This is a genomic window from Flavobacterium sp. NG2, from assembly GCF_034119845.1.
Classification (GTDB): domain Bacteria; phylum Bacteroidota; class Bacteroidia; order Flavobacteriales; family Flavobacteriaceae; genus Flavobacterium.
Window position 1 is genome coordinate 3,877,153 of sequence record NZ_CP139420.1, and the last position, 17,483, is coordinate 3,894,635.

At 36.5% G+C, this 17,483-nt stretch carries 12 protein-coding genes; 2 read left to right on the plus strand and 10 right to left on the minus strand.

Going from position 1 to position 17,483, the window contains the following annotated elements; all coding sequences use genetic code 11:
* Nucleotides 1-15: 15 nt before the first annotated feature.
* Nucleotides 16-579 (plus strand): ferritin-like domain-containing protein, encoded by a 564-nt coding sequence (locus tag SLW70_RS15635; protein ID WP_320889579.1) that lies wholly within the window; start codon nt 16-18, stop codon nt 577-579.
* A 141-nt stretch (nt 580-720) separates the two neighbouring features.
* On the opposite strand, the gene SLW70_RS15640 is transcribed toward SLW70_RS15635, so the two are convergent.
* The 7 genes from SLW70_RS15640 to SLW70_RS15670 all read right to left on the minus strand — a co-directional run bounded on the left by SLW70_RS15640 (nt 721) and on the right by SLW70_RS15670 (nt 11,379).
* Nucleotides 721-1,179 (minus strand): OsmC family protein, encoded by a 459-nt coding sequence (locus tag SLW70_RS15640; RefSeq protein WP_320889580.1) that lies wholly within the window; start codon nt 1,177-1,179, stop codon nt 721-723.
* A 364-nt stretch (nt 1,180-1,543) separates the two neighbouring features.
* The gene (locus SLW70_RS15645; RefSeq protein ID WP_320889581.1) at nt 1,544-2,989 is read right to left on the minus strand and encodes an arylsulfatase; all 1,446 of its coding nucleotides are present in this window, start codon (nt 2,987-2,989) and stop codon (nt 1,544-1,546) included.
* 5 nt (nt 2,990-2,994) lie between these two features.
* Nucleotides 2,995-4,887, minus strand: a complete 1,893-nt coding sequence (locus SLW70_RS15650) for a right-handed parallel beta-helix repeat-containing protein (RefSeq protein ID WP_320889582.1) — start codon at nt 4,885-4,887, stop codon at nt 2,995-2,997.
* Nucleotides 4,888-5,069: 182 nt separating this feature from the next.
* Complete coding sequence (locus SLW70_RS15655; RefSeq protein WP_320889583.1) at nt 5,070-6,215, minus strand: hypothetical protein; 1,146 nt, start codon at nt 6,213-6,215, stop codon at nt 5,070-5,072.
* A gap of 158 nt (nt 6,216-6,373) precedes the next feature.
* On the minus strand, nt 6,374-7,375 hold the full coding sequence (locus SLW70_RS15660) for an FAD:protein FMN transferase (RefSeq protein WP_320889584.1): 1,002 nt from the start codon (nt 7,373-7,375) through the stop codon (nt 6,374-6,376).
* Between the two features lie 335 nt (nt 7,376-7,710).
* Nucleotides 7,711-9,651: an FAD-dependent oxidoreductase gene (locus tag SLW70_RS15665; protein WP_320889585.1), complete on the minus strand. Its 1,941-nt coding sequence runs from the start codon at nt 9,649-9,651 to the stop codon at nt 7,711-7,713.
* A gap of 117 nt (nt 9,652-9,768) precedes the next feature.
* Nucleotides 9,769-11,379: a sulfatase gene (locus tag SLW70_RS15670; RefSeq protein ID WP_320889586.1), complete on the minus strand. Its 1,611-nt coding sequence runs from the start codon at nt 11,377-11,379 to the stop codon at nt 9,769-9,771.
* A gap of 165 nt (nt 11,380-11,544) precedes the next feature.
* On the opposite strand from SLW70_RS15670, the gene SLW70_RS15675 reads away from it, so the two are divergent.
* The gene (locus tag SLW70_RS15675) at nt 11,545-13,161 is read left to right on the plus strand and encodes a hypothetical protein (RefSeq protein ID WP_320889587.1); all 1,617 of its coding nucleotides are present in this window, start codon (nt 11,545-11,547) and stop codon (nt 13,159-13,161) included.
* Nucleotides 13,162-13,274: 113 nt separating this feature from the next.
* Here the strand turns inward: SLW70_RS15675 and SLW70_RS15680 are convergent, their stop codons facing one another.
* The 3 genes from SLW70_RS15680 to SLW70_RS15690 all read right to left on the minus strand — a co-directional run bounded on the left by SLW70_RS15680 (nt 13,275) and on the right by SLW70_RS15690 (nt 17,473).
* Nucleotides 13,275-14,129: a protease complex subunit PrcB family protein gene (locus tag SLW70_RS15680; RefSeq protein WP_320889588.1), complete on the minus strand. Its 855-nt coding sequence runs from the start codon at nt 14,127-14,129 to the stop codon at nt 13,275-13,277.
* Between the two features lie 265 nt (nt 14,130-14,394).
* On the minus strand, nt 14,395-16,419 hold the full coding sequence (locus tag SLW70_RS15685) for a glycoside hydrolase family 127 protein (protein WP_320889590.1): 2,025 nt from the start codon (nt 16,417-16,419) through the stop codon (nt 14,395-14,397).
* 37 nt (nt 16,420-16,456) lie between these two features.
* On the minus strand, nt 16,457-17,473 hold the full coding sequence (locus SLW70_RS15690; protein WP_320889592.1) for an L-rhamnose/proton symporter RhaT: 1,017 nt from the start codon (nt 17,471-17,473) through the stop codon (nt 16,457-16,459).
* Nucleotides 17,474-17,483 lie beyond the last annotated feature (10 nt).

A 17,483-nucleotide genomic window follows, 5' to 3' on the forward strand; every position in this document is an offset into this window, starting at 1 on the left:
TTTAAAAACATTATCATGGAAACACTAACCAAAGAAAAAGAAACCAGCTTTCAAGAAAATCATTCAGTTCATGGACTCCGAGATTTGTTTGAAATAGGATTAAAAGAAATGTATTATTCCGAAAAAGCATTAGGGAAAATTCTACCTAAAATGCTAAAGAATGCCACAACTCCCGAGTTAATCGAAACTCTCAAAAATCATTTAGCCGAAAACAAAAAACAAATTGCCCGTTTAGAGGTCATTTTCAAAACTAATTTTATCGAAGTCAATGCTCAAAAATGTGAAGCCATGAACGGATTACTGAAAGAAACGATTGAGTTACTCAAAAACACTGACGTTGGAACGGTACGCGATGCTGGAATCATTTCGTCTGAGCAAAAAATGAAACATTACGAGATTGCCACATATGGAACTTTACGTGCCTTTGCTAATATATTAGGCAATAAAAAAACAGCCAACTTATTAGCTAAAACGTTAAACGAAGATAAAAAAGCTGACAAGGCTTTATCTAAAATAGCCATGTATTCCATCAACCAACACGCCTATAATGCCAATGCCATTACTACCGTATTTATGTAAACACAATAGTGACCAAATTATTCAAAGCCTGTCCTTTCAGGCTTTCTTTGTTTTAAACCGAGATTTCGCATTGGAGCACCTAACTGTCAACGTAAAAAAAATCCCAATGTGGATTTTTAGAAACCTAAAAATGAAACGCTATTATTCATTAGCAACCATTATTTCAGGAAAATGTTCAATCGGGAAATTACAAGAATTCGCAATAAAACAGAGTTGGTTTGCTTTTTTGTGTAATTGATGAGCCAACTCAATTTTGTCCATTTGACGAATGGCTACTTTTGGAAATAATCTCACGGCAACAAAACGCCCACTCCCCTCTGCAGTCACTTCAAGAGTTGCTTCAGCATCATCGGTATAAGTTAGTACATCTATTCCATTTTGACCACAAACGTACAAATAGGACATCATATGACAGGACACCAGACTACTGAGTAACAAATCTTCGGGATTATATCGTGAAGGGTCTCCTTTGAATGCTTTGGCCGCAGAAATATTTAAAATCTCTTTTTGCTCAATGCTGATACTATGATTTTTTGTGTACCGTTGATGCTTTTGGGCTTGCCATTTGAGACTTACTTTGAATAGATGTTTGAATGCCATTGTCTAATTTAATTTATCATTGCAAATAAAACGCATTAAACCCAAATTACACAGTAGAAATCTACTCAACTTTATTTTTCTTCAAATACAAGCACTTACTCAATGTTTAATTATTGACTCGAGAGCTTTGATCGAACAGGCGAAGTTAATAGTTCACTATTCCTTCTTCAAAAAATTTTATTAAGTACCTTATTTTATTGGAAAATTTCGTTTTTTTTTAAGAAGTATACTGTGTAATTTGGGTTAAACAACCAATACCAATCTTCAACAAAATTTAATTTAAAGGAAATCAACAAAAAAACGACCCCAATAGCTCTCACTACTAGAATCGTTTTAACAACCAAACTAACTATCTTTAATTATTTTATTCTTTCATTGGAAACAAAGTTGAATGCCTATGCTCCTCTTTCATAATAGCTTTCATTTCGGCAACTATTTTAGGATTTTGAGCCGCAACATTCTTTGTCTCTACTGGGTCTGTGGCTAAATTATACAGTTCAAATTCTGGATTATCTTTCCTTTCAATATTATAAATTACGCCTTTCCAGTTTCCTAAACGTACCGCCTTACGCCCACCTGCTTGCGGAAATTCCCAATACATATAAGGATGCTGCTTTTGATTTTTTTTACCTAATAAGGTAGGTAAAATCGAAATTCCATCCGTTGAGCCTATTTCTTTAACATTCACTATTTCAGCAAAAGTGGGTTTCATATCCCAAAAAGCAGAAATCAAATCAGAAGTGGTTCCTGCCTTAATTTTATCAGGCCAAACTGCTATAAAAGGAGCACGAATACCTCCTTCATACAAATCTCTTTTTACCCCTCTCAATCCAGCGGTACCATTAAAAAATTTAGGATCAGCACCTCCTTCTACTGCAGGGCCATTATCACTAGTAAAAATAACTAGAGTATTATCTGCAATTCCCAGTTGTTCTAATCTAGCCATGATTTCTCCCACATAAATATCTAATCGAGTAACCATCGTGGCATAGACCGCTCTTGGAGCCAATTGCGAAGCATACTTATGCTCTTCAATGTTGGCCCCGTAATCCGACAAATAATCATGTGGCATTTTGAAAGGCTTGTCTTCATTGAACTTCCCTTTGAATTTATTATACACTGCATCGTCTGGCGAAATAATCTCAGCATGAGGCAAAACGAAAGGTACATAAGCAAAAAACGGTTTGTTTTTATTTTTGGTAATAAAATCAAGCGTTGCTTTCTGAATTTCATCAGGCGCATAGGTTACTTTATTAGTATAATCATTCCCTTTTAGAAAAACCTTTTCCTTATTATGCCATAAATACGGTGGAAAATAACGGTGGGCTTTGCGCTGACAATTGTAGCCGTAAAACTCATCAAAACCTTGGTTCAATGGATCTCCTTCAGAATCAATAAATCCAAGTCCCCATTTCCCAAAAGCTCCCGTAGCGTATCCTGCTTTTTTAAGCACATCGGCTATAGTGATTACACTTCCATCCATTGGGACTTGTCCTTCAAGATTTTCACCTCTTTCAAGGTTTCCTCTAATCGAAGTATGTCCTGTATGCTCGCCTGTCATCAATGTAGAACGTGAAGGCGCACAAACAGCTGACCCACTATAATGTTGTGTAAACTTGATTCCTTTAGCGGCTAACTTATCAATATTTGGTGTATCAAATTTTGTTTGTCCGTAACAACTCAAATCACCGTAGCCCAAATCATCCGCCAAAATATAAATAATATTAGGCTTGGATTTATTTTGTGCCTCTGTTGCCATCGTAGTGATAGAAAGACCTGCAACCAAAATTACTTTTAGAAATGTACGCATCTTTACTACTTAAATTTCAAATTAGGAACAGAACCATCTGATTTTAATATTGGATTTGCTTTTCCTGAATATTTATTATTTTCGAAAATAATATTCTTAGATGTTTTAATTGAAAAAGCAGGATTTTCAGGAAACAACATTTTGAAGGTTCCTGAGTTCGTAATCGTGTTCCCTTTAAATTTAAGCCCATCAGTATTGTTGACTTCCAAGATTAAATTGTCAAATTGGTTGATTTTATTATTCTCAATCAAAATGTTTTTGAAAGCTATGTTTTTACTTTCGTCATCGGTTTCAAAACGAATGATACCTCTATTTTGTCCACCAATATTACAATCTTGAAAAGTATTATTTCGAATGGTTAAGTCCAATGCACTTCCTGATTCGTACCAATACCCACTTTCAACAGGCACTAAAATCGCTTCCATTTCGGTAGCAAAATAATTGTTCTCAACCACAATTTTTCTTGGTGTTGAAAGTAATAATCCTCTAGCTCTGTTTTTAGAAATAGTACAGTTTTGTACCAATAACTCAGGATAAGCCGACATATTTTCAATATAATCTCCCGCTTTTAATGAAGCTGGTACTTTTTCATTGAAAGTAATAATATGGTAACGGCTGTTGATTTTCTCAATGGATTTCAATGTGAGTTTATCATATTCAAAAAACGATTGGTGCAAATTAACCAATCCAATAACATCCCCTGGAACTCCAATACTAAAACCTTGTTGTTGGTAATGACCTACTTTGATACCAATGCTGTTTTCGCCCAAAATATCCTCCACTTGTTGATAGGTGCCATGTACATTGACAGCATCATCTAATTGATTATTGAACGTACAGTTTTTGATGGTAATTTTACCTCTGCAGCCTACAAAGTGAGTTGCATCAGCGGTAGTTGAAACCATTCTTCCTTGTGAAGGCGTAACATTGAAGTTATCTAAAGTCAAGTTCTCTGAATTCTCTACAATGATTCCCATTCCACAGGCATGGTGCACATTGACATTATTGGCTTCAAAATTTTTAGACGAAACCACATGAAAAGCTGGTGCAAATCTATTTTGTCCTTGCTCACCTTTCATCGTCAGGATTTTTCCAACTTCAGGAATTTTTCTTCCATGATTATATACTCGTAATAAGCCTGGTTTTAATTGCTCAACTACCAACTTATCTTCCATACCCACCTTAAAATTTTCAGGTGATCTTGGATCAACGTTATATTTATATTTAATGTTCTTAACATTATTTTGAATCTTAGTCTTCGTTCTGGTTGTTAATGAAGTATAGGATTCTGTATCAAACGAAATAGCGGTTGTTTTAGGATCAAACAAAATCGATTGTCCTATATTATGCTCATAATATTCCTTAATAAAGTGCAATTGTCCGTTTCTGATTTCATACGGATAATCGTCAGAAATTTGCATGTCAAAAGTCTTTTTTACAGGATCTACTGCTACAATTTTTGCTTCGCTATGAAAAGACATTGCCCAATCAACAGCTACATTAACAATCTTAATATTTTCCGAATTTTCTACTGAAAAAGGGATGATAATTCCGTGAAATATGAAAGTAGCTCCCTGACCATCAATTGTCAAGTTTTTCATATTGAATATAGGAAAAGCTGTTTTAGCCAAACCATTATTGTGATTTGACAATTGCGCATAAATCTCAAATCCCTTATCTGGATAAAAATGATAAGTTCCTTTTTCGAATTTTATTTCTGAAATCGACTTGGCATCGGCTTTCATAAATTGAGCTAAAACGGCTGGTGTTGCATCAGCTGCAATTGAAGTCTCAAAAAATACTGTATTCCCTTTTCTAGTTTGACTAATTCCTGTATAAGAACAGCTTAACAAGAAAAAAAATAGCAGAGCAATAAACTGGGGGTTTCTATTAATCATGAAATCTTAATATTATATAAATAAATTTAGAATGGTAAAGATTCTAATAATCCATTTAAAAAATGTGTTTGACAGTAATATTTATGTATTCCCAAGTACAAAACAACATTTTCACCCAAAAAAAGAACCAATAAACACATCTATTGCATTTATTAGCTCTTTTTTTGATATTATACTAAAGCTTAAAGTCGGTCGCTATTTTTAGATTTAAAGTTTTCTAAAATTTTAGATTGCTCGGTTGAAACCGATTTGTTAACCAAAAACCAATAAGCCGAACGCGCGATTAAAAACTGAGGATGTTTTAACAATTGGACGATTTCTGTTTTGGCAAAATCCGATAAAGGTTTTTGTTTATCCAATATTCGAAGAAGCAATTGTAACTCTTGAAAAGAATCTACTTGATTTAATTGTTGAGCTGTCCAGTTTAAATAGTCGGTTGAATTGACTGTTGTAAATCGCTGCAACGAATTCAATAGAATCACACGATAGGATTTATCTGACTGGGTATATAATTGCTGAATGGCGCCAAAATAAACGTTTTGAGGTGCTTTTTCAATGTATTCAATTAAAAACCGAATCATTGATGGGCTGTTTCCAAGTGTTGCCAATACCACAGCTACCGTTTCATTATCATAAGCCTTACGATTGATTAATTCACTGATGATAAAACGACGGGATTTTTCATCCTCTTTGGTCAAGGCTTGGGTTAATTCGGGAGTCGTCATTTGTGAAGCGGTTATCCCCCTGATTACTTCAAATACACCTCCATTAGCCCAATGCCACAATGTACAGCTCGTCCAAGCAGCTCCTTTGACTATGGAATTTGCATCAACGCCTGAGGTGGCGCTCGTCACTGCATCAACATCTGCTAATCCTTCGCTTCCATGTGCTGACAAATGCGCCTGGTTTTTATAATAGTCTTTTAAAGTGGATTCCTTATCTGCTAAAATTCGGTTTAACTTTTTGTAATCTTCGGCGGTAAAAGGAATTCCATCCGTTTTTTCCAAAGTGACTCCTGGAGCCAATTCAAAACGGTTGTAAAACCCTAGTTTGTCCCAAAACAATCGCACCCGAACCACCTTGCATTTGTGATCCAAACAAATTACAGACTCGACATCCATATAATACTCCATTGCTTGACCGTTCTCTGCTTCAACTTCAATCAAAGTACAGTCTTGCTTTTCGTTAAAATTCAAACCTTCATGAAGAATTTTTACTTGATGTGATACTTCTTTAGCTGTATTTTGTGCCATCGCAAAAGAAATACTTGTGAAAAGCAAATTCAGGAACAAAAACAAAAAAGATGTATAGGACAATTTATATTGCATTGCATATTTTTTTACTAAAAATTAATTTTGAACGGTTCAATTAAATAAGCTTAGCGGGCTTACACGTTATTCTTTTGAATAAAATTAATGTTTCTTTATTATTGACTTGTCTCACTGCATATATGGAATGTCTCTTAGCGTCCATTCCACCATTTCATTTACTTAATTAACCTATAAAATCCCGTCGTAGCCGTATCTTTCACCTGACCGTTTTTGTCTTTATAAATAAAATAAGCTTCAAGTTCTTTGTTCTTTTTTAAAAATCGGAACGCCTTTTTAAGTCCCATTGCCATCAGTGCATTGTCGTAACCATCGGCTGTTATGGCATCTTTGGCATAAACGGTTACACTGATTAAATCGTTTTGCACAGGAACTCCTGTTTTTGGATTCATCAAATGCGATATTCGTTTGCCCTTGTTCTCATAAAACTTTTGATAATTCCCCGAGGTCGTTATGGCTCCTGATGGTATTTGCACAATTTTTTGAATCGAATGGGTAAAAGCCACTTCTTTTGACGGACTTTGAATACCTACCTTCATCAGTTCCCCACTAGGTTGGCGTGTGCCATTCACTCGAATCTCACCTCCTATTTCAACCAAAAAGTTGTTGATTTTATGTGCCAATAAAAAGTTAGCCACTACATCTACGGTATAACCTTGAGCAATTCCATTGACGTCAATTTGGACACAGGGTTTCTTTTTTAGAAGTTGGTTTCCTTTGCGTTCCAAAAGCGAGTTTCCTATACAGCCCTTGATTGCCTTCAACGTTTTGGCATTTGGTGTGCTGGGAGTCATTCCTTTTTTATGAAATCCCCAAACTTCCATCAAGGGTAAGAGCGTGATATCAAACAAACCTCTCGTTTCTCGATTGATTTCTTGTGAACGTTGGATGACATTTATCAAATGTGCATCGGCTGTCACTCCTTTTGCAGAAGCATTAAATTGATTAATCAACGAATGCTCCTGATACATTGACAGGGATTGATCGATGGTATTGAAAATGCTATCAATTTGATGTTCCCCTATGTTGCGCTCTGCTGCGTAATAAGTAATATTGTACGTCGTTCCCTGAGTAAATCCATTAATTTGATATTTATTCCATACTTCTTGCTGTTCCTGTTTAGGAAGAAAAAAAGTGATCAATATCAAAATAAAAATCATAGCGAACTATTTATAATTGAAAAAGCAACTTTAATGCTATTACTTGAGTTGTTCTTGACTGCACTCGAACTGGCATCAATTGCCTGCATCACAAGTGTACTAAATTAAGACGAATTCCTTTCCAAAAGGTTTAACAGTTGAAATTCAAACTGATTTTGAAGCACTTTCGTTTTTTAGCCCCAACAGCAATGGAAAACCTTTGAGAGTGGTGTGCTTATTTTTTCTTGCTGAGGCAGAGCGACCAGAGGAAGCTCCTGCCCTAGCGTAGAAAAATAGCGCACCACCGAAAAGCTTGAAATGAATGGCGGGATTAGCTCCTTATCCGATTCTACTTATTATGCATAACAACGAATTTCGAACAATTTGGCGTTTTTAGCACCGTAGGTTTCTTTTAATTTCACTCGGATAGCTGTGGTTTTCACAGAATTGAAATTGAATTTAATCAAACGGGTTCTATTATTATCGATGGTTCCCAATGGCATCCAGCTACCGTTGACACGGGCTTCTAAGGCGAGGGATTTCATCATTTCGACAGGAATGGTATTGGTGTAAATTTTGTCATTACGCTTGTCTTTTCGCATCATAATATTGCGTTTTACATTGGTATCGCATTTGATTTCCACCTTTGAAATTTCGATTGGGTTTTCCCATTCCAACTGTAATTCGGCATTTAATCCATTCGACTGCCAATGGTGCGGTTCGTCTTTCAGGTCTCTGGAAACTCCATCTGTTAGAAATTTAGCATCACCAGACAGCGTTGAAGAAGCAAAAATAACGGATGCTTTTTTGGCCAAATCCAACGAATCATTAGCAAAACGTTTCGGAATAAAAACATCATCACGCAATAAATTCTCTTGTAAGTCCTTGATGTATTTTTGGTAAATATCACGAGGTTTAACTCCTTTTTTAGCGCAAATTGCACCCGCTGTTCCCGCTGCCTGCCCCATTAAGGCGCAGGTAGCCATAATGCGAGAGGAGGATAATGCAATATGTGTTTGACTCACGTTACGTCCCGCAAACATTAGGTTTGAAATGTTTTTTGAGTACAAACTTCGAAAAGGCACTTCGTAAATTTCCGAAAAATGTTCGTGGAAATAACTAGGCGGTTCGGATAAATTCTCGATACCACCAGGATTGTGTTCATCCAAGGACCAACCCCCAAACCCGATGGCGTCTTCAAAATGTTTGTGCTGGGTCATATCCGTTTCAGAAAGGATGTAGTCGCCAATAAAACGACGTGATTCCCTACGACCCGCAAGCGTTCCTACCCAATCCAACGCAAAATTAGTTGCCTCTGGATGCTTGCCTGAATTCTTGATATAATCCCAAACACCGTGTAAATACCCCATTAATTTATGACGGATGATTTCATGTTCTCCAATAATATCGTGCTCACTTCCTACTTCAATCCACCAAATACCTTCTTCAAACCCTTTGATGTATCGTTTGGGATGTGCTTTTTCGGCTTCATATTTAATAGCGTAAGATGGTGGCGTATAGGGCATGGGTTTACCCATATCAATGGAAGACATCAAAATAGAAGCTCCCATTTGCCAACCATCAGCAACTTTAGGCGCATATTTTTCACCAAATTCAGACGATGCTTCACGACCTGTTCTGTACTCCGCACCTGCTGTAGCTGCTAAAAGTCCGTCACCAGAACAATCAATAAAAATAGGAGCATGAATCATGATTTCAGTTTCCGTAATCCCTTGCCAGCAACGAGCCGCTTTAATTTTAGAACCCGACATTTTAGCTTCGACTGCCTGAGTCCCTAGCATCAAATCGATATTGGGCTCACGAACCACGAAATCGTACATCACATGGTCAAAAACGGGATAAGATTCTTGTGGATTTTCAAAACGGTTATGCAGTAATAACTCTTCAATAATTCCGGTTTCGCGTTCTGGAAGCCCGTCTTTCAGGTGATTGACACCATTAAGATGTACTCGGATTTCACTGGAAGCATTCCCTCCTAGCACTTGTCGGTCTTGTACAAAACCAACTTTGGCACCGTTACGAGCAGCGGCTACTGCGGCGCAAATACCTGCTGCTCCTCCACCAATTACACAGACATCAAAGTTTTTAGTAATTTTACGTTGCGGAATCCTCTTTTTAGCTGTGCCTAGATCCGTCCAATTGTCTTTTTTTCGATCTCCTAAATCGTCTGCTTTTACTTCTTTATGGTCTGGAGCGGCATTCATTCCCAAAGGGACAACAGCAGCTGCCGCAATTGCTCCAAGGGATCCTTTGGATAAAAAATCTCTACGTTTCATAGTTTTTGGTTTGTTTTTTTGGTTTCAAGTTTCAGGTTTCAGGTTTCAGGTTTCAGGTTTCAGGTTTTTAAAAACCTTATTGTTGATTCCATTAAATATCAACGTGGTAATAAGAAACTATTTTTTATTTCCTTGCCAACCTTTGTCAAATTGCTTCAATAATTTAGCTACTATTTTAGGGTTGCTATTAGCAATATTTATTGTTTCCTGTGGATCGTTTTGATGGTTATACAATTCTATATACAAAGGTTTTTTCTCAGGATGCTTTTTGTCTTTCCAAACAATCAAACGGTACTCTTGGGTTCTCATCGTATAGCCCATCAAATCATTTTCAAACAAATCCCGATTCCATTTTTCTTTTTGTTGGTTGATGATTTTTTGCTCTACTTTTTCGATTAAAGGCTCAAAAAATGTTTCTCGCATGCCGTCACGCAATGGATAAGCACCCCATTCGCGTAAAGCGGGATCTGGAAACTGACTAAAAGCAGCAGTTTTCCATTTTTTGTTGGGATTTTTTAATAGGGGTGCAAAACTCTGCCCCTCTACGTGTTCTGGAATAGGAATCCCTACCAAATCTGCCAAAGTAGGATACATATCTATAACCTCTACCAAGGCCTCCGAAGTTTTACCACGGCTTCCACGAGGCATATCAGGTGTCCAAATCATCATCGGGACACGGGTAGCAATTTCGTAATTAGTGGCTTTTCCCCAGATTCCCATATCACCTAAGTGCCAACCGTGATCACTCCACAAAATAATAATGGTATTATCACGAACACCAGCTTGCTCAAGAGCCGCAATCATACGTCCCACCTGAGCATCTACATAACTGACACAAGCAAGATAAGCCCGTTTTAAATTAACCGCCATTTCAGGTTCGATATCGCCTTCTTTAGGAATGCCGTAACGAGTTCGCAGTTCAAAAGAAGCATGCAATCCCATAGCCGCTCCATCTACTGGGCCTTCTGTTTGCTTTGTTAATTTGATATCCTTTCCATCGTATAAATCCCAATATTTTTTAGGAGCTGTCCAGTTCAAATGCGGTTTATGGAATCCCAACGCTAAAAAGAAAGGTTTGTCCTTATGAGCGACTAATCTTTGTAATTCCTCTATTGCCAAATCGGTATTAAAACCATCTACATATCCATTATCAGGCACATCAGCAAATTCATAGGCAGGACCACTGCCCAAACCGTATTTGGCTTGCTCACCATATTTAGCGGTCATAGCTTTCATGTTTTCCTTGGCAAGCTGTTTGTTTTCGGCTAAGGCATAGCCAAAAGGCGCTTTGTCTTTTCCTGGTGGAATACTCCACGATAATTTATCATCTAAATCACCGTGGTGGAAAATTTTCCCATAATAAACCGTTTCATAACCGTTGTTTTTAAAGTGCTCTGGCAAGGTCACAACCTCAGGATTGGCTTCTCTAAATTTTATATAATTGTGATACACCCCACTTGTTTCAGGTCGGTAACCTGTTAAAAGGCTCGCTCTTGATGGGCCGCAAATCGCTTGTTGGCAATAGGCTTTATTAAAAAGTAATCCTTGGGAAGCTAGTTTGTCAATATTTGGACTTATAGCTACCTCTGAACCATAGCAACCTAATTCAGGACGCAAATCATCAACACCTATAAATAATATATTCGGTTTTGTTTTTTGTTGGGCTTTCATAGAAGCTCCAAAAGCAAAAAAAGCAACCCCTACAATTAGTGGTAATTTCAAATTCATTCTTTAGTATTCATTGGTTTAATAGTTCTACAAAATTAGCCGTAAGAACTAAAAAGCAATCAAAAACAGGCTTACAAAAACTTAACTTCGCTATTTTTATGGCTTAAAAAAACTTAACTCAGGAGCATTTTTGTATTTTTACCAAAACTCCACAAACCTTTATATATGAAGCCATTGAAAGCTATTTTGAATACTTTAAAACCTATACAATTAATTTTCATGCTTTATTTCTTGGGAACATCTACATTACAAGCCCAACAATTTAAAGATTACAGTTCTGAGGGTTTGGTGTCTGCCAAAACAAATCCTGAACATGCTTTACAACAATTAAAAAAAAGCTATTCAATTGCTTTGCATAAAAAAGATACTGTCCAAATTATTAAAAATTTAATTTCACTCAGCGCAGCGGGACGTGCTACTTTAAATTACAGCGAAGCGTTTTCACACGCAGGAGAAGCATTGTTTGTAGCCAAAGAATTTAAAAACCCCTTGTTGATTGCCAAGGCTCATGAGGAATTTGGAGTACTTCATTATTTGTTCAAACAGGACGAAGAAGCGGGAGACCACTTTAAAGCGGCTCATGCCTATTTTTCAAAAGTAAAATCAAATGAACACGAGGCCGAAATAAATCTTTTTCACTCGCATTACAATATGGTTTTGTATTACCAAAGAATTAAAAACATTCAGGCTTTACAAACTCATATTGAGAAATGTTTGGCTCTTACCAAGAATATTCCTTTTGGGAATATTTATGCGCTTTTCCTAAACGAAAAAAAAGCAACTGTACTCCAAGTAGAAGAAAAGAAGGACCAAGCCCTACAGCTCTTAGTCTCCAGTAGTAAAGCCTTGGAAAACTTACAGCAAAAAGGGCAATTAAACGCTAAAATGGCGAGTTTCTTGACCATTTTGTATTGTCGAATAGCGAATAGTTATGTCCTAGAACAACAACTTTCCACGGCCAAAACCTATTATGAAAAATCATTGGAAATCCCTGATGCTACTGGCGAAAACACCTTTTACCGCGCCTTTGTCTATTTACGCTACGCTGAATTGTTATTCCAATTGAAAGATTTTGAGAATGCCTATACCCATTTGGCAAAATCCAAAGCCATTAATGACACTTATCTGAATCCTAGGAATGAAGACACCCAAGGATTTCTCACCATCAAAAACCGATATAGCGACCAATTGCGAAAAAAGAACGAACTCTTGTATGCCCAAAATTTAGAATTGCAAAAGCAAACTCAAGCTTTGTTTCGATTTCGGATTTTCTTTTTTGTAACGGTTTTACTTTCGATTATTATTGCTTTGATGGTACGTTCCAAAATTAGAAGCCTAAAACATCAAAAAAAGGAGGAACTCAACCAAGAGCAAATAGAATCCAAAAACAAGGAACTTACCGCCAACATGCTCCAACTAATCGAAAAGGAAGAAATCATCAATACCTTGCGAGAACATCTTGAGACTACTCCTACTGATACTGCCACCAAGAAAATCCTCAATCAAATTGAGAAGAATTCTGTAACCTTATGGGATTCCTTTAACAACCGATTTATGGCACTGAACGAAAATTTCTATGAACGCTTACAAGAAAAAGCACCCGATCTAAGTTCAGCCGACTTGAAAATATGTGCGCTCATCAAACTTAATTTTTCAGGAAAAGAAATGGCGCATTTATTAGGAATTTCACTAGGCAGCGTACATGTAGCCCGCCACCGACTGCGTAAAAAAATGGATTTGGAACGGGATATTAACTTGACTAATTTTATTAACTCGATTTAGATTATTGAAACGCTAAGGCTTCAATAAGGCTCTTAGTTATTTATTTTATGGGTTGATGAGCCACAGATGGAACGAATTAAAGCGGATTTACACGGGTTTTTATAAATTCAAAATCATTTCACCCCATTCAAATAAGCAATCCTTTCATAAATATAATCTTTGAAAGCGATTAAAGCAGAGTCCTTTTTATCGGTGCTGTAAAAGTTGGTAAAACTAACTTTGGTTACGAAACCTTCTTGATGGTATTCAAAAAAGCAACCGCCGCCATCGGCAATATTGGTATTGATATACTCTTTTGTTTGTCCTTTAAGGTCTTTCACTTCTTGGGGAACATGAGATAGAAAACCATACAAATCTTCGGTTACAGGCAATGTTTGATAGGCATTATTAACAAGACGAGCGGTAGCATTTACTTCTAAACGAAAGGTATACGCAGGACATGGACCCGCACAATAAAAAGCGTAGCTTCCTATTACAACATAATCGCCACTATAGGCTTGTTTTTTAAAAACTACTTTTTTGGTCGTTTTGGGAATCACGGCATAATCAACAGGATGAGTGATGGCTTGGGTAACTACCTCTCCTACTTTTGGTTCTTTTTCGTAATAACCTACGATGATTTCACAGTCATTTTCCTGAATAGATTGGATTCTGATAGCATAACCACCAGTTGGTTTAGCGCCTGCAAAAACCGCTAAATAGGTGTTTTTATCCAAATCAAAATCAGATCCTGATGGCGCAAAACAATTAACCGTAGCCCTAGAATCTATAAAGAGTGAATCAATTTTCGCTTGAGAATCAATAACAACATTTGTAGCGGCTTCGGGATTATTCTTTAAAAAATAACCGCACTGAGGCTCGAAGTCTGAAAAAACCACTGTTTTCGTGCTTCCACAGGCATCAGAATTTCCTTTATCAGTACAAGCATACAGGCAGAAAACCATTAAAATTACAAGTATATTTTTCATAAATAAAAGGCTTTTTTAGGGTTCTGTTATTATTTAGTAATCCCATTTATACTTTAAAGAATAAAACCAAGGCAAAAGGTTGCGTATCTAATTTACAAAAAAAAAAATCAAAACTGTTTTCTTAAAGATTATAAACCAGAAACTTAGCTCCCTTAGTAGTTACTTTTTGACCTTTGTGTTTCAGCAAACACCCCAACAAGTACAAAAAAAAACGTTGACAGTAGTACTACTATCAACGTTTTTACAACTAATTTATGAAACTATTTTATTTCCAGATAATCGGTAAGAAAACTGTCATTTCAGAATCTCCTCTATTTGACCAAGCGTAATAAGGAACTAAAGAAACCTTAGTGCTTTCTAAAACTGGTTTAGAAACTGGGCGGTACATATCATTTGATTTAGCATCTTTACGAATCATCATATCAGTTGAGATAGAAGTAATACCTCCTAATAAATCAGGGCGGTATTTCACATCAAATTTAGTATCTCCTGAAAGATATACATCAAGGATGCTAGTTCCTTTTGGTAAATCTGTAGATTCAGCACAGTACACTACTGGTCCTCTTTTTACAGCCACTTGATTACGTACTTCTTCAATACGACCATGACCTTCTACTAAGGTTACCTCCATTGGCATATCAAGAGTCACTACATCTCCTTTTTTCCAACTTCTGTTTATTACCGCAAATTCACCAGGAACAACCGCTACACCAGCGTCAACACCATTAACCATTAGTTTACTTCCTTTGGCCCAATTTGGTATTCTAAATAACATTTCGAAAGCCCCTTTTTTACATTCATTAACAGTCACTTTTACATTTCCATCCCAAGGATAATTAGAAACTTGTTCTAATTTCAGTTTAGAGCCATCTAATAATTTCGTGTCTAATTTATTTCCTCCAAATAAATTTACAGAGACACCATTTTCAGACAAACTATATGCCCATCCTGAAACTTGAGCCACTGTACGTACTAAGTTTGGAGGACAACAGAAACATTCTAGATATGATTGACGTACTGGATACTCTGTATTCATTTTTGAATAATCTCTAGAACCGTGAATTTTACGCAATGGATTTGAATAATAGTATTTATCCCCTTCAAGATTAATACCAGACAGTGCACTATTAAACAATACATTCTCGATTACATCAGCGTATTTTGCTTTTCCATTTAGCCCCATCATACGGTAGCTGAACATAGAGTTACAAATATTAGCACAAGTTTCATTGTATGCTGTCATATTTGGCATCATGTATTCATCAATAAAACCTTCTTCAATCATCTGTCTGTTAGTCGAAGCACCATAATGAGTTTGACCTACCGCTCCAGTTACGTACATTTTTCTATTTGTAACATTGTCCCAAAGTCTGTCTAAGGCATCCATTAAGGCTTTTTCACCTGTTTCAGCAGCGACATCAGCAGCACCAGCATAGTAGTATAAAGCCAATACAGCATGTCCAACTGCTTCACTAGACTCACGTAATGGAGTAAACTCTTGCACCATATCTCCTACTGGATATCCTTTAGTCGTTGAATTCTCTTCGATTCCGTTATGACCTCTACGGTTGATAAATTTCTCTGCTAATGCTAAATACTTTTTATCTTTTGTAGTACGATACAATTCAACCAATCCCATAATTTGTGTTTGGTTGAAACCAAAACGAGCATAGTGTTTTGTATCTTGGAAAAACACAGAATACAAATTATCAGCATGTTTTACAGCGATATCTAAGAAGTTCTTTTTACCTGTAACTCTGTAGTGAATACAAGCACTAGTGTATAAATGCCCACTGTTATACATTTCGTGGTACTTACGATTTTCAAAAGGATCAATCTTGTTACCGCTCAATTGAATCGTTGTTTGTAAATATCCATTTGGCAATTGTGCTTTTGCAATAATTGCGATAATATCATCTAATTGTTTTAAGATTTTAGGATCTTTATTTTGCGCATAAACATAAGCCGAAGCTTCCATCCATTTGTAAAAATCTCCATCATGCCATGCAAAACCTTTGTGCTTTCCTTTTTCAAGACCAGCAGCATATTTAAAGTTATTAAGTCCATGACCTACATCACCACATAAAACCTCACCCATATAAGGCAACATTTTCTCTTCACAAATTTTGAACTTATCTGCCCAAAATCCTTTGGTCCAATGACAGTCACCAATGTTGATACTTTTCAGTTTTACATTTGGACTATCGGTATTATTTACAATTCCTTTGTTCTGTGCAAAAGAAACAGTTGCAAAGAAAAGCGAACTTAAAATTATAGCTGTTTGTTTCATTTTTATAGTTTTAATATTTATACGGATTTTAATAATCCTAATTGTTTAAAGTTCCTGAATATCCTGTAATGATTACCGCGATGATAAGTACAAATACACCGAATAATAAGATACTAAAAGGTTTTTTAGCCCCTTCCCATTCGTTATTAGTATATGCCCATACATTACCCACTATCAGTGATAATCCAAGCATGATAGGCCAAGCAATAATCTTTCCTATATCTCCCATCAATGTTGCTCCTTGTCCATAAATTCCAAGTGCTCCAAACCATAGTATTGCTGCTCCTATTGACCATAGGTACGCTTTAGTAGCATTCGGTGTACTATATGAATTCCAAGTATTATTTTTAGCTAATAAAAACAAAGAATACCCAGCATTAACAACAAATCCACCCCAAAGTACTACAACCCAAATTGCCAAACTACCATTTCTAGCTATTGCTCCTGAAGCTTCAGCTAATTTACCAATAGCTTCACCTTTACCAAAACCAATTGCCAAAGCAGCAGACAATAAACCACTTAAGACAGCGATTATTAATCCCAAAGGAAGATTGACTTTTTCGGTGTTTTCATCGGCTTTTGTTAATTTATCCTTTTGGATTCCTGCATAAGCAGTAATTGCAATAGCAACCATCATAATCAGTACACCCATAATCACATAAGGAAATGAAGGTTTATCTGTTTCTCCCTCATTGGTAAACAAAGGAATCAAAGCCCCTGCTGCAGAACAAACCCCCATTACGATTCCGTACGTTAATGAAATACCAATATATGGTACGCTTTTCCCAAAAAGGATTCCACCTATACCCCATAATCCACCATAAATCATGGCTTCAATAATCACATCCGAAGGAGCAGAAGTCACCACTTCAAACAAATCAGGCACTACAAGATATGCCCAAGTTGTAGGAAGCAAAATCAATGCAAAAGTAGAGTGTACTAGCCACCAAGCTTCCCATTTAAGAGGAGCCATGAATTTCATTCCAAGTCCAAAAGAACCTTGGAAGATACTTGCAAAAATAACAAGTAAAAAAGATAACGTTAATGTATCCATTATGTATTAG